17 protein-coding genes and 1 riboswitch are annotated in these 22,340 nt (G+C 71.2%); of the genes, 6 read left to right on the top strand and 11 right to left on the bottom strand.

The window, feature by feature from the left end:
- The first annotated feature begins 5 nt into the window (after nt 1-5).
- From ACYVLT_RS24315 to pth, 4 genes are all read left to right on the top strand, one after another.
- The gene (locus ACYVLT_RS24315) at nt 6-4,313 is read left to right on the top strand and encodes a hypothetical protein (protein ID WP_461122512.1); all 4,308 of its coding nucleotides are present in this window, start codon (nt 6-8) and stop codon (nt 4,311-4,313) included.
- A 201-nt stretch (nt 4,314-4,514) separates the two neighbouring features.
- A complete protein-coding gene (locus ACYVLT_RS24310) occupies nt 4,515-5,120 on the top strand; it encodes a 50S ribosomal protein L25/general stress protein Ctc (protein WP_360463453.1) in 606 nt (201 codons plus the stop codon).
- 58 nt (nt 5,121-5,178) lie between these two features.
- Nucleotides 5,179-5,691, top strand: a complete 513-nt coding sequence (locus ACYVLT_RS24305; protein ID WP_461122511.1) for a DivIVA domain-containing protein — start codon at nt 5,179-5,181, stop codon at nt 5,689-5,691.
- On the top strand, nt 5,681-6,250 hold the full coding sequence (pth, locus tag ACYVLT_RS24300) for an aminoacyl-tRNA hydrolase (protein ID WP_461122510.1): 570 nt from the start codon (nt 5,681-5,683) through the stop codon (nt 6,248-6,250). Before ACYVLT_RS24305 ends, pth begins: the two co-directional genes overlap by 11 nt.
- A 46-nt stretch (nt 6,251-6,296) precedes the next feature.
- Here pth and ACYVLT_RS24295 read toward each other — a convergent pair whose 3' ends face one another.
- Both ACYVLT_RS24295 and ACYVLT_RS24290 read right to left on the bottom strand, forming a co-directional pair.
- The gene (locus tag ACYVLT_RS24295) at nt 6,297-7,091 is read right to left on the bottom strand and encodes a DUF3626 domain-containing protein (protein ID WP_461122509.1); all 795 of its coding nucleotides are present in this window, start codon (nt 7,089-7,091) and stop codon (nt 6,297-6,299) included.
- A complete protein-coding gene (locus ACYVLT_RS24290; protein WP_461122508.1) occupies nt 7,088-8,737 on the bottom strand; it encodes a fatty acyl-AMP ligase in 1,650 nt (549 codons plus the stop codon). The genes ACYVLT_RS24295 and ACYVLT_RS24290 overlap by 4 nt, the downstream gene beginning before the upstream one ends.
- Before the next feature lie 107 nt (nt 8,738-8,844).
- On the opposite strand from ACYVLT_RS24290, the gene ACYVLT_RS24285 reads away from it, so the two are divergent.
- Nucleotides 8,845-10,089, top strand: coding sequence for a DivIVA domain-containing protein (locus tag ACYVLT_RS24285; RefSeq protein WP_461122507.1), 1,245 nt, complete (start codon nt 8,845-8,847; stop codon nt 10,087-10,089).
- A 173-nt stretch (nt 10,090-10,262) separates the two neighbouring features.
- Here the strand turns inward: ACYVLT_RS24285 and ACYVLT_RS24280 are convergent, their stop codons facing one another.
- The gene (locus ACYVLT_RS24280) at nt 10,263-12,032 is read right to left on the bottom strand and encodes an ABC-F family ATP-binding cassette domain-containing protein (protein WP_461122506.1); all 1,770 of its coding nucleotides are present in this window, start codon (nt 12,030-12,032) and stop codon (nt 10,263-10,265) included.
- 117 nt (nt 12,033-12,149) lie between these two features.
- Between ACYVLT_RS24280 and ACYVLT_RS24275 the strand changes: the two genes are divergently transcribed.
- Nucleotides 12,150-12,494, top strand: a complete 345-nt coding sequence (locus ACYVLT_RS24275) for a PASTA domain-containing protein (protein ID WP_461122505.1) — start codon at nt 12,150-12,152, stop codon at nt 12,492-12,494.
- Nucleotide 12,495: 1 nt separating this feature from the next.
- Here the strand turns inward: ACYVLT_RS24275 and ACYVLT_RS24270 are convergent, their stop codons facing one another.
- The 8 genes from ACYVLT_RS24270 to metG all read right to left on the bottom strand — a co-directional run bounded on the left by ACYVLT_RS24270 (nt 12,496) and on the right by metG (nt 22,289).
- The gene (locus ACYVLT_RS24270) at nt 12,496-13,461 is read right to left on the bottom strand and encodes a 4-(cytidine 5'-diphospho)-2-C-methyl-D-erythritol kinase (protein WP_461122504.1); all 966 of its coding nucleotides are present in this window, start codon (nt 13,459-13,461) and stop codon (nt 12,496-12,498) included.
- A 544-nt stretch (nt 13,462-14,005) separates the two neighbouring features.
- A complete protein-coding gene (locus tag ACYVLT_RS24265; RefSeq protein WP_461122503.1) occupies nt 14,006-14,812 on the bottom strand; it encodes a MetQ/NlpA family ABC transporter substrate-binding protein in 807 nt (268 codons plus the stop codon).
- Between the two features lie 65 nt (nt 14,813-14,877).
- The gene (locus ACYVLT_RS24260; RefSeq protein WP_461122502.1) at nt 14,878-15,561 is read right to left on the bottom strand and encodes a methionine ABC transporter permease; all 684 of its coding nucleotides are present in this window, start codon (nt 15,559-15,561) and stop codon (nt 14,878-14,880) included.
- Nucleotides 15,558-16,568: a methionine ABC transporter ATP-binding protein gene (locus tag ACYVLT_RS24255; RefSeq protein ID WP_461122501.1), complete on the bottom strand. Its 1,011-nt coding sequence runs from the start codon at nt 16,566-16,568 to the stop codon at nt 15,558-15,560. Before ACYVLT_RS24255 ends, ACYVLT_RS24260 begins: the two co-directional genes overlap by 4 nt.
- A gap of 204 nt (nt 16,569-16,772) precedes the next feature.
- Nucleotides 16,773-16,863: riboswitch (SAM riboswitch) on the bottom strand.
- An 86-nt stretch (nt 16,864-16,949) separates the two neighbouring features.
- Nucleotides 16,950-17,828 carry a 16S rRNA (adenine(1518)-N(6)/adenine(1519)-N(6))-dimethyltransferase RsmA gene (rsmA, locus tag ACYVLT_RS24250; protein ID WP_461122500.1) on the bottom strand — a complete coding sequence of 293 codons (879 nt, stop codon included), beginning with the start codon at nt 17,826-17,828 and terminating at the stop codon, nt 16,950-16,952.
- A gap of 89 nt (nt 17,829-17,917) precedes the next feature.
- Nucleotides 17,918-19,351 carry a transglycosylase family protein gene (locus ACYVLT_RS24245; RefSeq protein WP_461122499.1) on the bottom strand — a complete coding sequence of 478 codons (1,434 nt, stop codon included), beginning with the start codon at nt 19,349-19,351 and terminating at the stop codon, nt 17,918-17,920.
- Between the two features lie 279 nt (nt 19,352-19,630).
- On the bottom strand, nt 19,631-20,467 hold the full coding sequence (locus tag ACYVLT_RS24240; protein WP_461122498.1) for a TatD family hydrolase: 837 nt from the start codon (nt 20,465-20,467) through the stop codon (nt 19,631-19,633).
- Nucleotides 20,468-20,498: 31 nt separating this feature from the next.
- Nucleotides 20,499-22,289: a methionine--tRNA ligase gene (gene metG, locus ACYVLT_RS24235; protein ID WP_461122497.1), complete on the bottom strand. Its 1,791-nt coding sequence runs from the start codon at nt 22,287-22,289 to the stop codon at nt 20,499-20,501.
- Nucleotides 22,290-22,340 lie beyond the last annotated feature (51 nt).

Raw genomic sequence — 22,340 nt, 5'->3', positions numbered from 1 at the left:
CCCGGATGGCGCTCGAACCCGAACGGCCCGACGCACCTGATGCGCTGGGCCGTTCGTCGTCCAACTCCGTGTCGGGCACGGTGCACGGTCCGGTCGCGCAGATCGGCGTCGTGCACGGCGACGTGAACCTGGTGACCGGCGCCCCGGTGAAGACCGCCTACCGGCACCAAGTGGCGCGCATCGCGCCTCCCGAGCTGATCGGACGCGAGGCCGAGCTGGTCGAGTTGGCGTCGTTCTGCACCTCCCCGTCGACCGCCGGGCACTACCGCTGGTGGCGGGCGGCGGCGTGGTCGGGCAAGTCGGCCCTGATGTCGACCTTCGTCCTGTACCCGCCATCCGGGGTACGCGTCGTGTCGTTCTTCATCACCGCGCGGTGGGCCGCGCAGAACGACCGGAACGCGTTCCTCCACAACGTGCTGGAACAGCTCGCCGCCATGCTGGGCCGGACGCTGCCCCCCTCCCCTGCCGAGTCGACGCTGGAGACGCAGCTGCTCGACCTGCTGGCCGAGGCCGCCCAGTGGTGCCGCGACCGCGACGAGCACTTCGTGCTGCTGGTGGACGGCCTGGACGAGGACCAGGGCGTCACGACCGGCCCGGACGCGCACAGCATCGCCGCCCTGCTGCCGAGGGAACTCCCGGCGGGCATGAGGGTGGTCGTCGCCGGACGCCCCGACCCGCCGATCCCGACCGACGTCCCCGACGACCACCCGCTGCGTCGGCCCGACGTCGTCCGCGCGCTCGCGCCGTCCCCGGCGGCACGGACCATGCGCACGGAGATGGAACGCGACCTGAAGCGGCTCCTGTACGGGTCCGGGACCGAACAGGAGCTCCTGGGGCTGCTCACCTCGGCGGGCGGCGGTCTGACCGCGACCGACCTGGCGGAGCTGACCGGCCGGTCGGAGTGGGAGGTGGCCGACCACCTGCGCACCGTGACGGGCCGCAGCTTCAGCCGCCGCGACAGCCACTACCGGCCCGGCACGTCACCGGACGTCTACCTGCTCGGCCACGAGGAACTGCACCGGACGGCCACCGCGATGCTCGGCCCGAAGCGGATCGCCGACTGCCGCGGACGCCTGCACGACTGGGCGGCCGACCACCGCGCGCGGGGCTGGGCCGCAACCACGCCGGAGTACCTGCTGCGCGGCTACTTCGCGATGCTCACCGCGACCGACGACCTGCCGCACATGATCGAGTGCGCCACCGACGCGGCACGCCACGACCTGCTGCTGGAGGTCTCCGGTGGGGACGCGGCGGCCGTGGCCGAGATCGTGGCCGCCCAGAACGCCGTGCTGGCCGCGGACGAGCCCGACCTGGTCGCGATGAGCCGCCTCGCCGTCCACCGCGACCGGTTGACCAGCCGCAACGCCGGATTGCCGAGCCGCCTGCCCGGCCTGTGGGCCGGGATCGGCGAGGTCGACCGCGCCGTAGCGCTGGCGAACTCGATCCCGGACGATCATGCTCGGGACCAGTCGCTGCTCGGCGTCGTGAAGTCGGTCATCGGGCTCGGCGACGTCGAGCGCGCGACGGAGTTGGCCTTCACCATCCATGGGGCCGAGTCCTACGGCCGTGCGCTCGAAGCCCTCGTCCAGGCGCTGGTCGACCAGGGCGCCCTCGGCACCGCGCGGGAACTGCGCGCCCAGGCCGAGCCGTCGTTCCGGTCCATCAAGGACCCCGCTCGGCAGGGCGAGGCGATGGCCTCGCTCGTCCGCTGCGCCGTCCGGACCGGCGACCTCGACCACGCCGAGGCGTTGATGGGGGCCATCAAGGACACCCAAGGGCGTGGTCAGGCGCTGCGCGCCATCGTGGCGGACGCACACGCTCGCGGTGACCTGCACAAAGCGGTTGCCCTGGCGCGCTCCGCCACCGCTCCCGAACAGCGGAACCACGCGATGCGAACCGCCGTCGACATCGCCGTCGCCATCGGCGAACTCGACCGCGCGGAGGCCTTGACGATCTCGATCACCGATCCGGTGGCGCGGGGCGGCGCCCTGAACGAGGTGGTGTGGGCGGTGCTGCGGCTAAACGACTTCGACCGCGCGGAATCCCTCGCCCGCCAGGTCACCGCCCAGGTGGTGCGGTGGGAACTGCTGGTTCGGGTCGCCAACGCAGTGGTGCGCAGGGACCCCGACCGCACCCTCGCCCTCTTGGCCGAGGTCGTAGCCGCAACGAACGCCACGACGTCACCGCCGGAACGGCGGAGTACCGATCACCGGGACGCCGAAGCCGACCGGGTGCTCGTCGCCGTCGTCGACACCGCCATCGCGGCGGGCGACCCGGTTCAGGCCGAAGCCGTGGCCTGTCGGATCACCGAGGTCAGGCACCGGAGCCGGGCGCTGAACGCGGTGGTCGGCGCCGTCGTCGCGGCGGGCGACACCGCACGGGCCGCGTCGCTGCTCGACCGGCTGGAGGAATCGGTCGACTTCAGCGCACCGGACCCGATCCGCCGTGGCCAAGCGCTGGTGCACGCGGTGCGCGCGGCGATCGCGGCGGGTGATCCGGCTCGGGTCGACCGGATGTTCGCCCGGGCGTGCGACACCGCGCGCGCCGTGCCGGACCGGTCGCGTGCGGACTCGGCGCTGCTTTCGGTGGTCGAAGCGGCGATCGCGGTACGTGACCTGGACCGCGCCCACGCGGTGGCGGACTCAATTGCGGCTCCCCGCACCCACGGCCAAGCGATGGTCGCGGTGGTGCGGGCGGTCGAGAGTTCGGGCGATCCCCGGCTCGCGCGGTCGATCGCGCGATCGATCCCGGACCCCGCGTGGCAGGGTTTGGCGCTGGGCGTGGTGACCACGATGGCGGCCGAGGCGGGTGGCTTCGACCGGGCTGACTCGACGTTGCGCGAGGCGGTGGCACTCGCGCGTCGACGCGCCGGGTCGACACGACCGCAAGAAGTCATCGGAAAGGTCGTCGAAGCTCTCGCCCTGGGCGGTGACGTCGACCGGGCCCAATCCCTCGCCACGGCCATCACCGATGCCGCCACCCTCGGCCGAGCCCTGGGTCGCGTCTCGATCGCCGCGTGGAAGGCAGGCGACCGCGATCGTTCCCGCGAGCTCCTTCTGCGGGCCGGATCTGACCTCGCTGACCTCGCCGACCGGGACGTAGCGCTCCGCAGGCTGCTGGTCGAGACCGCCGCGAGCAGCGACAGCGGAGTCGGCCGAGCCCTCGCCCACCACATCACCGACCTCGCAAAGCGGGCCTCGACTCTGGAGTTCATCCAGGAGGTGGTCGACCTGCGCACGCAATCTTCGGGTAATCCGGAGTCCATCCCGAGGAGCGCTCGCCATCAGATCGTCGCAGCCATGGGTTCCGCACTGGCCGCGCGTGAGGTCGACCAGGCGGAGCTGATCGCCCTCTCGCCCACCGATGCGGCCAGCCGTGATGAAGCGCTTGAGTGGCTGGTCAGGCAGTTGGCGTGGCAGAAGGCATTCGAACGAGCCATACCGCTCGCGGCTCGGATCTCCGATCCCGTCCGCCGCGGGTACGCCCTCAGCGCGGTCGCGACAGCGCTGATCTCGGCTGGCGAAATCGACCGCGCGCGAACCGTGACCACCTCCGTGCCGCACGACGGCGATCGGCACCTGCTGGAGGTCGACCTCGCGCTCGCCGTGGCCGACTTCGACCTGGCCGAAACGCTGACCGCATCCGGGCCGCACGACACGCACTGGACGGGCCGCGCGCTGCGCAAGGTCATCACGTCCCTCGTCGACGCCGGGCTGCCGGACCGGGCGCAAGCCCTCACCCTGTCACTGATCACCGACGTGCCGGGCGGGCGGACCCTCGCCCACGCGGCCAAGGCCTTCGAGACAGCCGGTGAACCCTGGCGGACCCGACGGCTGCTGGTCGATGCCGAAGCCGCCGTGTCGGAAATCGCCGACCCACGTCGCCGCGACTCCGCGCTGGTCGAACTGGCCGTCGAGGCGGCGATGGCGCACGAATTCGACCGGGCGACGGTGCTCGTCCGGTCGATCGACTCGGCGCAGCTCCGGACCTCCGCCCTGGGGATGGTCACCGAAGTGCTGGTCCGCGAGGGAGAGCGGAAGCGAGCCGGGCAGCTGATCGATTCGGCGGCGCCGGGCGAGCTGCCGAGCGATGTCGCGTTTTACGTGGCCGACCTGCCTGAAGGGCCGGCGCGCCGGTTGACCGCACGGGTGCTCGCCACGAAGAAGTGGGACACCATGATCGGCACGCTGTGCCGGACCACGCCCGCGGCGCTGGACGCGATCGTCGACGAGATCACCGCCATCACTCGCGTGGAAGCATCCCGCCAGTCCCCGTTCGACGGGGGCCACCACGGGCAATCAACCCCCGATTAGGCCCTGTCCGCCGAGTCGGCCTACACTGCTCAGGTTGCCTCGGCGAGGGCGAGCATCACGCTCGGCGTGATCGACGCGGCGGTTGTGATGCCGCGCGTGTTCACCCTCCGCGCCGCCCGCCGCCGCAGGCCAACCCCCGCTTCGCCCCGCCCGACGTACCCGCCGACGTTTACCAGGCCAGACCGTTAGGAGAGCCCCACCGTGTCCGAGGTCCGTCTCGCCGCAGAGCAGCGCACCGAGTTCGGCAAGGGCGCCGCCCGCCGCACCCGCCGCGCCGGCAAGATCCCCGCGGTGCTCTACGGCCACGGTTCCGACCCGAAGCACCTGGCCCTGCCGGCGCTCGAGTTCGCCCGTGTTGTCCGCGAGCACGGTCAGAACGCAGTTCTCACGCTGGACATCGAGTCCTCCACCGAGCTGGCGCTGACCAAGACCGTCACCACGCACCCCATCAAGAACTACATCGAGCACGTCGACCTGCTGCTCGTGCAGCGGGGCGAGAAGGTCACCGTCGAGGTGCCGATCGTCCTCACCGGCGACGCCGCCGCGGCGACCCTGCTCACCCAGGACCTCACCACCGTCCAGGTGGAGGCCGACGCGCTGAACATCCCCGAGCAGGTCGAGTACTCGATCGCCGGTCTGACCGCGGGCACCCAGGTGCACGCGTCCGACCTGGTGCTGCCCGCCGGCACCACCCTGGTGACCGACGGCGACGCGATGGTCCTCGCGGTGAACGCCGCGCCGACCGCCGCCGAGTTGGACGGCGACACCGGCGAGGCCACCGAGGCCGAGGCCACCGAAGAAGGCTGAGCCCATCACGTCGGGCAACTCGAACGGCACGCCACCCCCGCCGCACGGCTGGGGCGGCGTGCCGTTCCCGTTCCTGAGCCCGGCGCAGGTGCGCGCCACGCGGTTCCCCCGCAAGCGGGGCAAGGGCTACGACCCGGCGCAGGTGGACGCCTTCGTGCTGCGCATCGCCGACGCGCTCGCGGGCCGCGTCGAGCTGCACCCCGACCGGGTGCGCGCGATCGCGTTCACCGAGATCACGGGCGGCTACGACCAGCGGACCGTGGACGACTTCCTGGCCGCGCTGGAGCACCAGTTGCGGTCCGGGCACGTGCCGCCGACCACCCTGCAGACCGGTGACGCGTTGTCGGCGGTGAAGCTGCCGCGGTCGCCGAACGGCTACGATCGCGGCGAAGTCGACACGTTCCTCGGCCGGGCCGCCGCGGCACTGGACGGCCGGGGGCGGATGACTTCGAGCGAGGTCCGCCACACCAGGTTCAGCACCACGTCGGGTCTGCGGCGCGGCTACCAGGTGCGCGCGGTGGACGCCTTGTTGGACGAGCTTGAGCAGGAGTTGCGGTTCCGTGGTCGATGACGTCGCCCTGGTCGTCGGGCTGGGCAACTCCGGTCCCAAGTACGAGGGCAACCGGCACAACGTCGGCTTCCTCGTGCTGGACGAGCTGGCCTCCCGCGTCGGCGGGAGGTTCAAGGCGCACAAGGGCGGCGCCGAGGTGCTGGAGGGCCGGTTGGCCGGCCGCCGGGTCGTGCTGGCGAAGCCGCGCGGCTACATGAACACCTCCGGCGGGCCGGTGGCGGGCACGGCGAACTTCTACAAGGTGCCGCCGTCGTCGATCGTCGTGGTGCACGACGAGCTGGACCTGCCGTTCGGCGCGGTGCGGCTCAAGCTCGGCGGCGGCGAGAACGGGCACAACGGGCTGCGGTCGATCACGAAGTCGTTGGGCACCAAGGACTACCACCGGGTGCGGTTCGGGGTGGACCGGCCGCCGGGTCGGATGGACCCGGCCGACTACGTGCTGCGCGACTTCTCGCTCGTGGAGCGCAAGGAGCTGGCGCTGGAACTGGACCGCGCGGCCGACGCCGTGGAGGCGTTGCTGGAACTGGGCCTGGAAGCCGCCCAGAACAAGTTCCACTGAGCACAAACCCACCGGGCACGAGCCTCCGCCGATCAGGTGCGACCGATCAGGCGCGGCCGAAGCGGGCGAGCAGGTGCCAGACCTTCTTGAGGTCCTGCCGGTCGTAGCGGTCGCGGGCGTCGCCGATGACCTTCGGGGTCAGGACGCCGTCCACCGCGATCTCCACGCCCAGCTCGACGTACCGCGGGCCCCGGTAGTCGGGGTGGCGGCGCAGGTCGTCCACGTGCAGGCGAAATCCCGGATGCCACTCGATGGCACACGGTAGTCGCCGTGCGGCTTCTTCCACGTCCGTGCCGCGGTAGCTCGGGTCGAGCACGAGCGCTTCCACGTCGGCCGCCACCCGGACCGGACCGTGCACGTGGGCCTCGACGTAGTCGTCCAGCACGTCCTGCCGGTCCGCGAGCGCCAGCTCGATCAACGACATGCGGTCGGCCGTGCCGAACGCCTCCGGCTCCAGGAAGCTGTCCGGGTAGCAGAACGTGCTGCGCGCTGGCGCGTCCCCGGTGAGCCTCAGGTGGGCCGACCCGAACCTCGGTGACGCGCCGTACGGGCTCAGGCGGAAGTTCAGGCCGCCGTACACCGGTCGTTCGTGGCCGGGTGCGTGGTCGTACGCGCCGCCGAAGATCCGGCTCTCCCACCGCCACCGGTCACCGCCGGCGAACGCGGTCAGGCCACCGTTGCCCGTTCCCGTGACGAACTGCGACACGTAACGCCCCGTGTCGGCCAGCGCGGCGACCACTCGTTCGGGGTGGAAGTTCAGGGTGACGCGCAGGGCACGGTCGAGCGGTGGGCCGGTCGACCGCGCCCCGACGTGCCGGAGCGCGCGCTCTGCCGGGGTCACCCAGCGGGCACCAGGGACGCGGCGGCGGAGCGGCGGAGCTTGCCGGACGGCGTCTTGGGCAGGCTGCCCGGCTTGAGCACGACCACCGAGAACGGCCGCAGGCCGACCGCGTCCACGACCCGGGCGCTGATCGCCTTGCTCAACGCGCGCACCGCGTCGTCCTCACCGGCCAGCTTCGACTCGACCACCACGGCGAACCGCTCGCGCCGCGTGCCCGCGTCCAGCCGCACGGCCACCGCGTTGCCCGCGCGCACGCCCTCGACGGACGTCGCGGCGCGCTCGATGTCGGTGGGGTAGATGTTGCGCCCACCCATGATGATCACGTCCTTGCGCCGCCCGCACACGACGACCTGGCCGTCCACCACGTAACCCTCGTCGCCGGTGTCCAGCCAGCCCTCGGCGTCCTGGGTGTCCTGCGGGCCGTTCACGGTGAGGTAGCCGGGCGTCACGGCCTCGCCGCGCACCCGCAGCTGGCCGACCTCGCGCTCGCCGAGCACCGCGCCCTCGCCGTCCACCACCTGCACCTCAAGACCCGGCAACGGCGGCCCGAGCAGCGGGAACGCCCGCGCGTTCGGGCGGTCCGGCGGCACGGGCACGGCGCGGTGGCCCGCCTCCAGCTCCTCCGGGTCGACCACGTCGACCGCGATGCCGGTGAACACCGGCGCGAACGCCACGCCCAGCGTCGTCTCCGCCATGCCGTACGCGCAGAGCACGCACTCGGGGCGCAGCCCGAACCGCGCGCCCGCGTCGGTGAACGTCTTCACCGCGGCGGGGTCGATGGGCTCGGCGCCGTTGAGCGCGATCCGCAGCGTCGACAGGTCGTACGCGCCGTCGTCCACGCCCTGCATCCGGCGGGCGGCGATGGCGTAGGCGAAGTTCGGCGCGGCCGTGATCGTGCCCTTGTACCGGCTGATCAGGTCCGGCCAGAGGGTGGGCCGGCCGAGGAAGTCCACCGGGGTGACCTTGACCAGGTCGAGGCCGAACAGCATGGGCACGGTCAGGAAGCCGACCATCCCCATGTCGTGGAACAGGGGCAGCCAGGAGACCATCCGGTCGGTCTCCGGGTCGAGCTCGGCGGCGGTCTCCATCGCCTTGGCGTTGGACCACAGGTTGCCGTGCGTGATGCGGACGGCCTTCGGGTCGGCGGTGGACCCGCTGGTGAGCTGGAGCAGCGCGGGCATGTCCTCGTCGACGTCGACCGGCGCCGCCAGCGGCTCGGCGTCGAGCTCGACCAGCTTGCGGTAGGCGACGCCGTTCTCGTCCAGCACGCCCGACAGCGCGTCGAACGGCGCGCCGAGCAGCACCAGCTTCGCGCCGATCATGGTGAGCACCCGCAGGGTGTCCGCGGCCCACTCGGCCAGGTCGGTGCGGGCCGTCGGCTGGTGCAGCATGGTCGTGCTGCCGCCGACCAGCCACACCGCCTGCACGGCGGGCGCGATCTCGGCCGGGTCGCCCGCGAGCACCGCGATCGACTCACCGCGGGCCACGCCGCCCGCCACGAGTGCCCCGGCCATGCGGGTGGCCTGCTGGTGCACCTGCTCCCACGACCTGCGGACGGGAGTGTTCGGCTCCCCCGTGGTCATGCCCCGCGCCCGTCCCCCGGCACCCATAGCGGTTGCCACCATCGTGTCCACGAACCGGCTCATGTCCGTCAGGGTAGAGCGATCTTTTCGAGCATTGAGCCGATAGGGCGAAACAACCGGCGCACCATCCGGCGATACTCCCCGGTACACCACACGAAGGAGGTAATTGGGTGGCCGGGTTCGACGCTCGCCGGCACATGCCGGCACATCCGGCGCCGCTGTTGGGCGCGCAGGATCTGCGGCAGGTCGCCTTCCACCGCCCGCCGCCCGGCCAACCCGGGTACGACGAGAACCAGGTGGACGCCTTCCTCGACCGCATCGAGGCGACCCTGCTCGGCCGGGACGACGTGACCGAGCAGGACGTGCGGCGGGTGCGGTTCAGACCCGCGAGACCGGGCTACTACGCGGCCGAGGTCGACGCGTTCATGGACCTGGTGGCCGAGACGCTCGGCTCCACGCCGCAGCGGCGCCAGGCCACCGCCCCCGCGCAGGGCGCGCACGCCACGTCGACCGGGATGCGCCCGGCGGCCCGGCTGACGCCGCAGGACGTGCGCGGCGTGCGGTTCCACAAGCCCAGACCGGGGAACCGGGGTTACCACGAGGGCGAGATCGACGCGTTCCTCGACCGGATCGAGAACACCCTGGCCGGTCGTGACGACCTGACCGCCCGGGAAGTGCAGGACTTCGAGTTCGCCTACGCCCCGCCCGGGCAGGTGGGTTACGACGAGGACGACGTGGACACGTTCCTCGACCTGGTGGTCGTGACGTTGGAACGCATGCCCACCCCTCCCGCTCCGGTACGTCCCCTCACCGCTTCCCCCGCTTCGCTCGGCGCTCCTCCGATCGTGCCGCCCCGACCGCGGCCGGGCCCCGGCACCCGCCCGTTGACCGCCCGGGACGTGCGCACCGCCGCCTTCGGCAAGCCGCCGCGCGGTCGTCGCGGCTACCAGGAGTCGCAGGTCGACAAGTTCCTCGACCGGATCGAGAACACGCTGCTGGGTCAGGACGACCTGACCGCGCGCGAGGTCCGCGAGGTCCGCTTCAGCCGGCCGATGTTCGGGCGGCGCGGGTACGACGAGACCGAGGTGGACGCGTTCCTGGCGCGGATCGAGAAGCAGTTGGGCGACGGACCCCTGCGGCCGAGCGCGCTCCCACCGATCACGTCGTGGAAGCAGCTGCGCCTGATCAAGATCCCGTTGGCCGGGCCGGCGCAGCGCGGTTACCGCACGTCCCAGGTCGATCGGGTGCTCGAGGAGGTCGGCATCGCGCTCGACGGCATGATCGGCGCGTCGTCGGCGGAGGTGGCCAAGACGAAGTTCGCCACGTCGCTGCTGGCGGGCCAGGGCTACGACTGCTCGTTCGTGGACGAGCTGATGCCCCTGCTGGCCACCGAACTCCGCCGCCGCGGCCGCTAACCCCTCCGCGAGAGTCCTACCTCCAGCGCGCGTGAGTCCTACGTTCAGAACGCGCGTGTCCTACGTTCAGGCACCCCGAGTTGAACACTCAGAACAGCGGGACGTGCGCTGAGCGTTGAATTCAGGGATCCTGGACGTAGGACTCTCGCGGCCTGGGCGTAGGACTCTCGCGGTCAGGATTCGGCGGATTCGGCGGCGGCCAGCCACTGGGCCTCGACGTCCTCCGCCTCGGCCAGCACGGCCTTCAGCTCGGCGTCCAGGGCCAGCAGGCGTTCCGGGTCGGTGGCGGCCTCGGCCAACGCCGCGTGCAGCTGCGCTTCCTTCTTCTGCAACGTCTCCAGCCGACGTTCCAACCGGGACAGCTCCTTGCGCGCCGCGCGCTGGTCGGCGGCCGAAGAGGGCGCGGACGCGGCCTTGGCGACCGGCCCGGCGGCGGCTTCCTTCTGCTGGTCGCGCCGCCTCAGGTACTCCTCGATGCCGCCGGGCAGGTCGGTCAGCCCACCGTCGCCGAACAGCGCCACCACCTTGTCGCACACCCGTTCCACCAGGTACCGGTCGTGCGAGATCACCACCAGCGTCCCCGGCCACGAGTCCAGCAGGTCCTCCAACTGCTGCAACGTGTCGATGTCCAGGTCGTTGGTCGGCTCGTCGAGCAGCAGCACGTTCGGCTCGGCCATCAGCAGCCGGCACAGCTGCAACCGCCGCCGCTCGCCACCGGACAGGTCACCCACCGGCGTCCACTGCTTCTGCGACGAGAACCCGAACCGCTCGGCCAGCTGCGACGCCGACATCTCCTGCTTGCCCAGCACCACCCGCCGCGCGATCTCCTCCACGGCCTCCAGCACCCGCATCGACCCGTCCAGGTCGTGCAGCTCCTGGCTGAGGTGCGCGAGCTTCACCGTCTGGCCCTGGATGCGCTTGCCGGTCTCCGGCTCGCGTTCCCCGGCCAACGCCCGCAGCAGCGTCGTCTTGCCCGACCCGTTCACGCCGACGATGCCGACCCGGTCACCCGGCCCGATCCGCCACGTCAGGTCGCGCACCAGCACCCGGTCGGGCACGGTCAGCGTCACGTCCTCCAGCTCCAGCACCGTGCGCCCGAGGCGGCGCTTGGCGAACGCCAGCAGCTCGACCGAGTCACGCGGCGGTGGCACGTCGGAGATCAACGCCTCGGCGGCGTCGATGCGGTAGCGGGGCTTGGACGTGCGGGCCGGCGCGCCGCGGCGCAGCCACGCCAGCTCCTTGCGGGCCAGGTTGCGGCGCTTCTCCTCGATCGTGTCGGCCAGCCGGGCGCGTTCGGCGCGGGCGAAGACCCAGTCCGCGTACCCGCCCTCGTACTGCTCGACGCGACCGCCGACGACCTCCCACGTGCGGCTGCACACGGTGTCCAGGAACCACCGGTCGTGTGTCACCACGACGAGTGCCGTGCGACGGGCCAGCAGGTGCTCGGCCAGCCACCGCACGCCCTCCACGTCCAGGTGGTTGGTCGGCTCGTCCAGCACGACCAGGTCCAGGTCCTGCACCAACGCCGCGGCCAGCGCCACCCGCCGCCGCTCGCCACCGGACATCGTGGCCACCGGCGAGTCCAGCCCGAACCCGGTGATGCCGATCCCGTCCAGGATCGACCGCACCCGCGCGTCGGAGGCCCACTCGTGCTCGGAGTCGAACCCGAGCGGGTCGATCACCGCGTTGCGGACCGTCGAACCCTCGGCCAGTTCGGTGCGCTGGGTGACCACCGCCATGCGCAGCCCGCGATTCTGGCTGACACGTCCCTCGTCCGGGTCAGCGAGCCCGGCCAGCACCTCCAGCAGCGTCGTCTTGCCGCCGCCGTTGAGGCCGACGACCCCGATGCGGTCGCCTTCGCCGACGCCGAGGGACACGCCGTCGAGCAGCGGGCGCACGCCGAACGACTTGGAGACGTTCTCCAAGTTGACCAAGTTGGCCATGTACCAGCACCTTCATCGAGAACGGGTGACAACGCAGTACGCCAGCCTAGCTATCGCACCGGTAACGGCTGCCCGCCACGGCCCGACCTACCGGCGTAACACCTACCGAGGAGTCCGATGTCACAGCTCAAGTGGGTCGTCGGCGCGTTCGCGCTGTTAGCCGCCGGGTGCGGGAGCACGACCACCCCACCCACCACCGTCACCGTGACGCCGACCGCGGCGCCGGAGCCGGTAGCGAAGACGTGCACGGTCCCCGACGTGGTCGGCATGGTCCACCAGGCCGCCCAGGACACCATGCAGGCCGCCGGCCTGTACCGGCTGCGCGAGCAGGACTCGACCGGCCAGGGGCGCGTGCTGGTCGTGGACCGCAACTGGACCACCACCGCGCAGAGCGTCGCCGCAGGTCAGGTGGTCGACTGCGACACCGAGATCCTGCTGTCGGCCAAGAAGACCGGCGAGTAGCTCACGCGTGCACCTCGGGCGGGGTCGGGCGGGGCGCCTCCTCGGTCCCGATGACCCGCGCGCCGTGCACCGGCCCCTGCGCCACGCGCACCGTCCGGCACACGCCCGCGCCCGCCAGTTCGGCGGCCACCCGCACCGCCGAGTCGGCGTCCGTGCAGAGGAACGCGCAGGTCGGCCCGGAACCGGACACCATGCCGGCCAACGCGCCCGCGTTCACGCCCGCGCGCAGCGTGCGGCGCAGGTTCGGGCGCAGGGAGACGGCGGCGGCCTGCAGGTCGTTGCCGAGGAGCAGCGCGAGCTGGCGCGGGTCGCCGGACGCCAGCCCTTCGAGCACCGCCTCCGCCTCACCCACGCGGGGCGGGTCACCGTCGGCGCGCAGCCGGTCCAGCTCGTCGAACACCTCCGGGGTGGACAGGCCCCTCCGGTCGAACGCCAGCACCCAGTGGAACGTGTGCCGGGACAGCACGGGCACGATCCGGTCACCCCGGTCGGTGCCGAGCGCCGTGCCGCCGTAGATGGCGAACGGGACGTCCGCGCCGATCTTGCCCGCCAGGCCGGCCAACTCGTCCCGACTGATCTCCAACCGCCACAGCCCGGCCAGACCGACCAGCGTCGCCGCCGCGTCCGCGCTGCCACCCGCCATACCGCCCGCGACCGGGATGGACTTGCGGATCACCACCCGGACCTTCGGGTCCTCGGGGTCGCGCCCGACGTGCTGGGCCAGCACCCGCACCGCGCGCCACGCCAGGTTGGACGCGCCGGTGGGCACCGAGTCGGCGCCCTCGCCGTGCACTTCGACACCGGGGTCGTCGGCGATGGCGACGGTCACCTCGTCGGTCAGCGACAAGGCCTGGAAGATCGTCACCAGGTCGTGGTACCCGTCCGCGCGCGAGTCGCCTACGGCCAGGTGCAGGTTGACCTTGGCCGGGACGCGGACGGTGACCGGGGGCGGGACGACTGCGAGCACGCCATGAAGCCTACGGGCGTTTCCGGGTTGCCCGCTCCTACCGACCCCTGACCTGCGACGGAACGCCCTCCAACACCAAAAGAAGGGCTTCGTGTCATCCCGCCGACCTGGCGCAGCCCTACCGCGCGTGTCAAGGGGGCGCTTCCAGCCCTACCGCACCTGAGGCTGGAACCGCCCCCTTGACACGTGTGGTTGCCCTTGTGGAGGTCGGCGGGATGACACGAAACCCGACCCACGACGCAGCCGCACCGACGGTGCCATCCCCGTCATCCTGCTGATCTGCCCGTCCGGCGAGGACGCTCTTGGTCTTTCGTCCTGAGCGTTGAACTCAGGGTCCCTGAACGTAGGACTCTCCCAACGCGAACGTAGGACTCTCGCGTCCTGAACGTAGGACTCACGCACTCCGAACGTAGGACTCTCGCGTCCTGAACGTAGGACTCTCGCGTCCTGAACGTAGGACTCTCGCGTTCCGAACGTAGGACTCTCGCGTTCTGGAGGTAGGACACGCGTGTTCTGGAGGTAGGACACGCGGGGGCTCGGGTGGTTAGACGGCGAGGACGGAGCCGGCGAAGGTCTGCTTGATGTAGTCCTTGACCTCCTGCGACTGGAGCAGGGCCAGCAGGTCGCGCACGCGCGGGTCGTCCTTCAGCTCGGCCCGCGTGACCAGGCCGTTCGCGTTCGGGTTGCCCTCCGCCTTCTCCAGCGCCAACGCGTCGGACGCGGGCTTCAAGCCGGCGTCGATGGCGTAGTTGCCGTTCACCACGGACGCGTCCGTGTCGTCCAGCGAACGCGGCAGCTGCGCCGCCTCCAGCTCGACGAACTCCAGCCCGCGCGGGTTCTCCGCGATGTCCCGGATGGTCGCCGTCTTCTCCGCGCCCGGCGTGACCTTGATCAGCCCGTTGTCCTGGAGCAGCTTCAGCCCGCGCGCCTCGTTCGTCGCGTCGTTGGCCACCGCGACCCGGGCGCCCGACGGCAGGTCGGCCAGCGACTTGTGCTTCTTCGAGTACACGCCCAGCGGTTCGATGTGCACCGGCCCGATCCACTCCAGCGACGCGCCGCTCTCCGCCTTGAACGTGTCCAGGTACGGCACGGTCTGGAAGTAGTTCGCGTCCAGCGACCCGTCCACCAGCGCCGTGTTCGGCTGCACGTAGTCGGTGAACTCCACCACCTCGATCTTCAAGCCCTTCGCCGCGGCCAGGTTGTCCGCGACGTACCGCAGCACCTGGGCGTGCGGGACGGGGCTCACGCCGACCTTCAGCGCCGCGTTCGGGTCGGAAGCGGCGCCGGTGTCGCCACTACCGCAGCCCACCGCGGTCAGCAGCACGGCCAGCAGGGCAGCACGAATACGCATTTCATTCCTTAGAGGTGAGAGAAAACCAGAAGTGAGAGAAAGCAGCGCTGAGAAAAACCCGAACGTCAGACGGACGCGGTGCGGCGGCGGTCGACACCGCGGGCCACGCGGTTGGTCGTGAACTGGATCGCGGTGGCCACGATCGCCAGCACGACGACCGTGCTCCACAGGTAGCGGTCGTTGAACCGCTGGTAGCCCATGCGCACGGCGAGGTCGCCGAGCCCGCCGCCGCCGACCACCCCGGCCATCGCCGAGTAGCCCAGCAGCGCGATCGCGGTCACGCCGATGGCGTTGACCAGCGCGGGCAACGACTCGCGCAGCAGCACGCTGCGCACGATCCGCAGGGTGGACGACCCGGTGGTGACGGCCGCCTCGACCACCGACACGTGCACCTCGGCCAGCACGTTCTGGACCAGCCTGCCGACGAACGGGATCGCGCCGACGGCCAGCGGCACGATGGCCGCCGTGGGTCCGATGGTGCTGCCGAGCAGCAGCCTGGTCAGCGAGGTGAGCACCACCAGCAGCACCAGGAACGGCATGGAGCGGCCCAGGTCCACGACGAACCCGAGCACCTTGTGCGCCACCGGCCGGGGCTTCAGCCCACCGGGGGCGGTGAGCTGAAGCCAGATGCCGACGGGCGCACCGAGCAGAACGGCGATCAGGGTGGAGACGACCACCATGTACAACGTCTCGCCGGTGGCGACCAGCACGTCGTCGAACACGATGGACCAGGGTGTTGCCGACCTCACGCAGCTACTCCCTGCGGACCCGAGAGGGTCCGTCGCACCGAGCCGCCCGCCTCCGAGATCCACTCCAGCGCCGAGTCCGCGCGCTCGCCCTTCAGGCCGACGCGGAAGCGTGCGACCGGGGTCTCCCCCAGCCTGGTCAGACCGCCGCCCAGCAGGTTCAGCTCGACGCCGAACCGGCTGGTCACCTCGGGCAGCAGCGCGCCGACGGCGGCGAAGCCGATCAGCACGACGTCCGCGACCCGGTCGAACGAGGCCTCCGCCACCGGGTTCTGGTCCACGGCGGGCAGCAGCGACGCGGCGGTGCGGCTGGCCGCGTCGGACACCAGGTCGAGCACCCTGCCGTGCTCCACCACCCGGCCGTCCTCCAGCACCGCGACGTCGTCGCAGATCCGGCGGACCACGCCCATGTCGTGCGTGACCACGAGCACCGTCACGCCGAGCTCGGCCCGCGCCCGGTCCAGCACGGTGAGCACCGAGCCGGTGGTGTCGGGGTCGAGCGCGGAGGTCGGCTCGTCGGCCAGCAGCACCGACGGCGACGCGGCGAGCGCCCGCGCGACCGCGATCCGCTGGCGCTGGCCGCCGGAGAGCTGGTCGGGGTACGAGCCGGCCTTGTCGGTGAGGCCCACGAGGTCGAGGAGTTCGGCGACCCGGGTGCGGCGCTGCGGACCGGCCACGCCCGCGGCCTCCAGCGGCAGCGCGACGTTGCCCGCGGCGGTGCGCTGGCGCAGCAGCGAATCCCCTTGCGGCACAACGCCGATCTGCCGGCGGGCGGCCCGCAGCGCGGTGCCGTCGAGGGAGACGAGGTCGGTGCCGTCGACGCGGATCGCGCCGCTGTCGGGGCGCTCCAGGAGCGCGACGCACCGGGCCAGGGTGGACTTGCCCGCGCCGCTGGGGCCGACGACGCCGAGGACGGTGCCGGCGGCGACGTCCAGGTTCACGCCGTCCAGCGCGCGAACCTGCCCGGTACTCCCGGGGAAGGTCTTGGTGAGGTTCTCGACAGTGATCACGTTTCGCTCCACGACTGCATGCGGCAGCGCACGCTCATGGCGTGCGTGACCGACGGCTCAGCTCAGAAGGGTGTCCTGAAGTAAGGACGCGAGGATTCGAAGGCGCCTAGTGCTGCTAGCGGCAGCTGCGACAGGCTGACGACGTGCGGCGGCCGTGGTCGACGACCCGCCGGCGGGTGAGCGTTCGCATCCTGGGCACGTGATCCTCCATCGATCCTGGCTGAAGCACCTGCCCCGTGGGGGGTGGTTGCTGCGGCGTCGTAGAGCCAGGTCTCTCAGCCGCTCGGGATGGCACCACGAGTAGACCTGACCGAACCCGGCTGACGCAAGCCTGTAACCGGATCGTCCGGCAAATCACACTTTCGGCCGAAAGATCATCGACTACCGAGCGGAAGCGACCTCGGCTATCCGGATGAAGTCACCGACGGCCAGTTGTTCGCCCCGCACCGCCGGGTCCACGCCCGCGGCGACGAGCAGCCGTTGCGCCTCGGCGGCGGAGCCCGCCCACCCGGCCAACGCACCGCGCAGCATCTTGCGCCGTTGCGCGAAAGCCGCGTCCACCAAGGAGAACAGCTGCTTCTGGTCCACAGTGGACAACGGCTCGTGCCGCTCGAACGCGACCAGCGCGGAGTCGACGTTGGGCACCGGCCAGAACACCGAGCGCGGCACCGGACCGGCCCGGCGGGCGTCCGCGTACCAGGCGAGCTTCACGCTGGGCACGCCGTAGACCTTGCTGCCGGGACCGGCGGCCATCCGGTCGGCGACCTCGGACTGCACCATCACCAGGCCGGTGCGCAACGACGGCAGCACGGCCAGCAGGTGCAGCACCACGGGCACGGCCACGTTGTACGGCAGGTTCGCCACCAACGCCGTCGGTGCCACGGGCAGCTGGGACGCCGTGACGCGCATCGCGTCCTCGTGCACGACCGACAGGCGGTCGGCCAGCTGGGGCGCGCGCTCGGCCACGGTGACGGGCAGGCGGTCGGCCAGCACCCCGTCGATCTCCACGGCCACCAGCGCCCGGCAGGAGGGCAGCAACGCCAACGTCAGCGAGCCCAGCCCGGGGCCGACCTCCAGCACCACGTCGTCCGGGCGCAGGTCGGCCGCCGCCACGATGCGCCGCACCGTGTTCGGGTCGTGCACGAAGTTCTGCCCCAGCTTCTTCGTGGGGCGGATGTCCAGCTCGGCGGCCAGCCGACGGACGTCGGCCGGGCCGAGGAGGTGGCTCCCCGACCCGGCCGTCGTCGAATCCTCAGTCACGAGCCCCATTCTCCACTGCCACCAACGGAGCTACCGCGCGCGGTCGACTTCCAGGCGACCGAGCCGCGACGCCGGAGGCGGCGCCAAAATTACGGCAGGCCCAGCTTCGAGCGGCAGTGGGGCCAGGCGGAGTAGCCGCCGCGGGCGTCGCGCAGCTTGGTGGCCACGGCGATCTGCTGCTCGCGGGTCGCCTGGTGCGGGTACGCGGCGTACTGGGCGCCGCCGTAGGCGTCCCAGGTGCTCTTGTTGAACTGCAGGCCGCCGTAGTAGCCGTTGCCGGTGTTGATGGCCCAGTTGCCGGTCGCCTCGCACTGGGCGAGCCGGTCCCAGACCTCGCCGTCGGGCGGGAGCTTGGTGCCGACCTTGACCTTCTTCGGCTTCGGCTCCTTGGTGACCTTCGCGCCCAGCTTCTCGCGGCCGACCTCGGCACCGTTCTTCACCGTCACGCGGTAGGTGACGATCTGCTCGCCGACCTCGCCCGGGTCCAGGACCTCTTTCTGGCCCTTCATCATCGTGTCGTCCTTGACCTCCTCGACGGGCGGCTGGATGGCCTCCGTCGCGTTGATCACCGACACGCCGGTGCGCGTGATGTGGACCTCGGCGCCGTTGGTGACGCGCAGGTCCATCGCCGTTTCGAGCTTGTCCTCGGGGCCCAGCGTCAGGTTCTCGCCGCGCATCAGCTCCTCGACGGTCACGGCCGTCGTCCGCAGCTGCCGGGGCGCGTTGCCGCCGTCGTAGAGCGTGATGGTCTTGAGGCTCTTGACCTCGAGGGCGAGACCGCTGAGGGGCACGTCCATGCCGCGGTCGTGCGAGAGCCACGCGCCCTCGTCGTCGACCTGCAACTGCTCCAGCGCCTCGTCCACGGTGACCGAGCGGACCCAGCCCTCGCGCTGCTCGCCGTCGACCGTCGCCTTCACCAGCCGGCCGCGGTCCAGCGAGATCTTCCCGCCGTCGCTGACCTTCGCCTGGGGGGACGGGCTGAGCGCGTCGTGCTCGCCGATCGTGATGCCCTCGTCGGCCAGGATCTCGCCGACGGTGGACTCGTAGGTGCGCACGGTCTTGGCTTCGCCGTCGACGTCGACCGTGACGGACTTGTCCATCGCGATCGCGGTGGCGCCGCCGCCGGAGATGGTCACCAGCACGGTGGCGACCGCGGCCTTCAGGAAGCGGCGCTTCCACTTCCCCGCGGCCTCGACCAGTGCGGCGGGCGGGACGCTCGGCTGCTCGGCGGCCAGGCTGCCCGCGACCCGGTCCTGGGAGACCTCGTCGGGGATGATGATCGGGGGTAGGAGCGTGGTCTCGGCGTTGATGAGCCGGATCAGCTCGTCGACGTCGACGTTCGCGCTGGCCAGCAGCTCGTCGGCGTCCGGTCCCAGCACGTCCAGGACGTCGTCCGGGGTGATGGTGAACACCGCGGTGTCCCATTCGGACGGCGGCCCGGGTCTGTCCAGGACGTCGACACCCGCCACGGGTGTCGGCTGCACGGGCGTAAACCAGTCGGTGTCCTCGTTGAACGAGTTCACGGGGTGCCATACCTCCTGAAGGCGCGAAGTCCGGCGACGCGCACGTTCGATGTCGGTGGTCAGCTAGTGATCTCCGGCAACTCCTGTGCGTGTTCGGCTTGGCGCTTCTGGTGTCAACGTGACCCGCCCCGACTGCGGGTGCGCCCCGAACTGCAACTCGGGGCACGGTCACGGGACCGTAACGGGTACGCGGGGGTTGTGCCAACACCCCTGCAACCCTTGTGAGTTCAGTCACTCCGTTAGGGGAGCAAGTCTGTCCTCCATTCGTCGTAAGGAGGATTACGACTTCGCGGAGTCACGAAGACCGAAGACGCGTTCGGCGTTTCGGGTGATCTTCGTAGCCAACTCACCCAGGTCTGTCTCACGCAGCGTCGCCAGGTCACGGAGCGTGTAGTTCGCGCAATAGGGCTCGTTCGGGCGACCTCGGTACGGGTGGGGCGTGAGGAACGGCGCGTCCGTCTCGACCAGCACGTGGTCCTCCGGCACCCAGACTGCGGCTTCCCGCAACGCGTGGGCGTTGCGGAACGTCGTGGTGCCCGCGAAGGAGAGCACGAACCCGCGTTCCACGCACGCCCGCGCGAAGGCGAGGTCGCCGGAGAAGCAGTGGAAGACCACTGTGGACGGCGCGCCCTCGGCGTCGAGCACGGCGAGGATGTCGTCGTGGGCGTCCCGGTCGTGGATCATCAGCGGCTTGCCGACCCGTTTGGCCAGGTCGATGTGCCACCGGAAGGCCTCGTGCTGCGCGGACCTCGGCGCGTAGTCCCAGTAGTAGTCCAGGCCCGTCTCGCCGATCGCGACGACCCTGGGCCGCACGGCGAGCCGCTCCAGCTCGGCCTGCTCAGCCGCGCCGAACGTGGACGTGCGGGTGGGGTGCAGGGCGACCGCGGCGAACACCCGGTCGTCCCAGGTGGCGGCTTCGGCGGCCCACCGCGCGGCGTCGAGGTCGTCGGCGACGGTGATCACGCGGTCCACACCCGCCTGGACGGCCCGGTCGACCACCTCGCGGACCTCGTCGGGCGTCTTCGCGCCGCACGCGTCCAGGTGGGTGTGGGCGTCGACCACCGGCGCCGGCAGGGTTTCCGGGACCGGTGGCCGTTCGCCGCGGCGTTTCGTCACCGTGGGCACCACGTGACCGTCGGCACCGCGTTCACCTCGTGATCGGGGCCCACTCGGGCCCGGTCTCCCCCAGTTCGGGGTCGAGCTTGGCGAACAGCGGCGCGGGCTTGGCCAGCGGTCGGCCCACCTCGATCGGCGTGGACGCCCAGGTGGCCTGCTCGCCCGCGTAGTCGCCGGTCAGCACCGGGTACTCGCGGTCGGGCACGTCCAGGTCGGCCACGTCGGTCAGCCGCGGCTGGGCCGCCCACACGCCCGTGCCGCCCAGCGCCTCGTGCACCTTCTGCGCCGAGTGCGGCAGGAACGGCGTCAGCAGGGCGTTGGCGTCCTGCACGACCTGCAACGCGGTGTGCAGCACGGTGTCGCGGCGCTCCGGGTCGTCCTTGAGCTTCCACGGCTCCTGGTCGGACAGGTAGCGGTTGGCCGCGCCGACCACCTTCATCGCCTCGCCGGACGCCTGCTTGAACCGGGAGCGGCGCAGGTTCGCGCCCACCACGTCGAACGCCTTGCGGGACAGCTCCAGCAGCTCGTGGTCGGCCTGGGTGGGGCTGGTCGGCTTCGGGATCGCGCCCACGTTCTTGTGCGCCATCGAGATCGACCGGTTGACCAGGTTGCCCCACTCGTTGGCCAGCTCGAAGTTCGTCCGGCGGACGAACTCCTCCCAGGTGAAGTCGGTGTCCTGGTTCTCGGGGCCGGCCACCGAGATGAAGTAGCGCAACGCGTCCGGGCCGAACTCCTTGAGGAAGTCCGTCACGTAGATGACCGTGCCGCGCGAGGTGGAGAACTTCGACCCGCTCATGGTCAGGAACTCGCTGGAGACCACCTCGGTGGGCAGGTTCAGCCTGCCGAACGAGCCCGGCTCGCCGCCCTTGGCGCCCTGGCCGTTCTGGCCGAGCAGCAGGGAGGGCCAGATCAGCGAGTGGAAGACGATGTTGTCCTTGCCCATGAAGTAGTAGCCCTGGGCGTCGCCGGTCCAGAACTCCTTCCAGGCGTCGTCGTCACCGGAGCGCCGCGCCCACTCCACGGACGCGCTCAGGTAGCCGATCACGGCGTCGAACCACACGTAGAAGCGCTTCATCGGCTGGTCGCGCCAGCCGTCGAGCGGGATGGGGATGCCCCAGTCCAGGTCGCGGGTGATGGCGCGCGGGCGCAGGTCGCCGATCAGGTTCTGGCTGAACTTGAGCACGTTCGGGCGCCACTCGGTGCGGGTCTGGAGCCAGCCGCCGAGGGCGTCGATGAACTGCGGGAGGTCCAGGAACAGGTGCTCGGTCTCGACGAACTTCGGCACCTCGCCGTTGATGCGGGACCGCGGGTTCTTCAGGTCGACCGGGTCGAGCTGGTTGCCGCAGTTGTCACACTGGTCGCCGCGGGCGCCGTCGTAGCCGCAGATCGGGCAGGTGCCCTCGATGTAGCGGTCGGGCAGGGTGCGGCCGGTGGAGGGGCTGATCGCGCCCATCTCGGTCTTCGGGAGCACGTAGCCGTTGCGCCAGAGGGCGAGGAACAGCTCCTGCACCACCTTGTAGTGGTTGCCGGTGGTGGTCCGGGTGAACAGGTCGTAGGACAGGCCGAGGCCGTGCAGGTCGTTCGCGATGACCCGGTGGTACTTGTCCACCAGGTCGCGGGTGGACATGCCCTCCTTCTCGGCCTGCACCGAGATCGGTGTGCCGTGCTCGTCCGAGCCGGAGACCATCAGCACCCGGTTGCCCGACATGCGCATGTAGCGGGAGAACACGTCGGAGGGGACACCGAAACCGGAGACGTGACCGATGTGGCGGGGGCCGTTGGCGTAGGGCCACGCCACCGCGGTCAGCACGGAGGCACTCATGGTCCAAGCCTACGGAGTTCCTTCCAGCGGTTTTCCGCGGGTTGGGGCTAC

It is taken from the genome of Saccharothrix stipae (genome assembly GCF_054781895.1).
The sequence above is the reverse complement of the archived record's forward strand: the minus strand, read 5'-3'. Positions and strand labels throughout refer to the sequence as shown.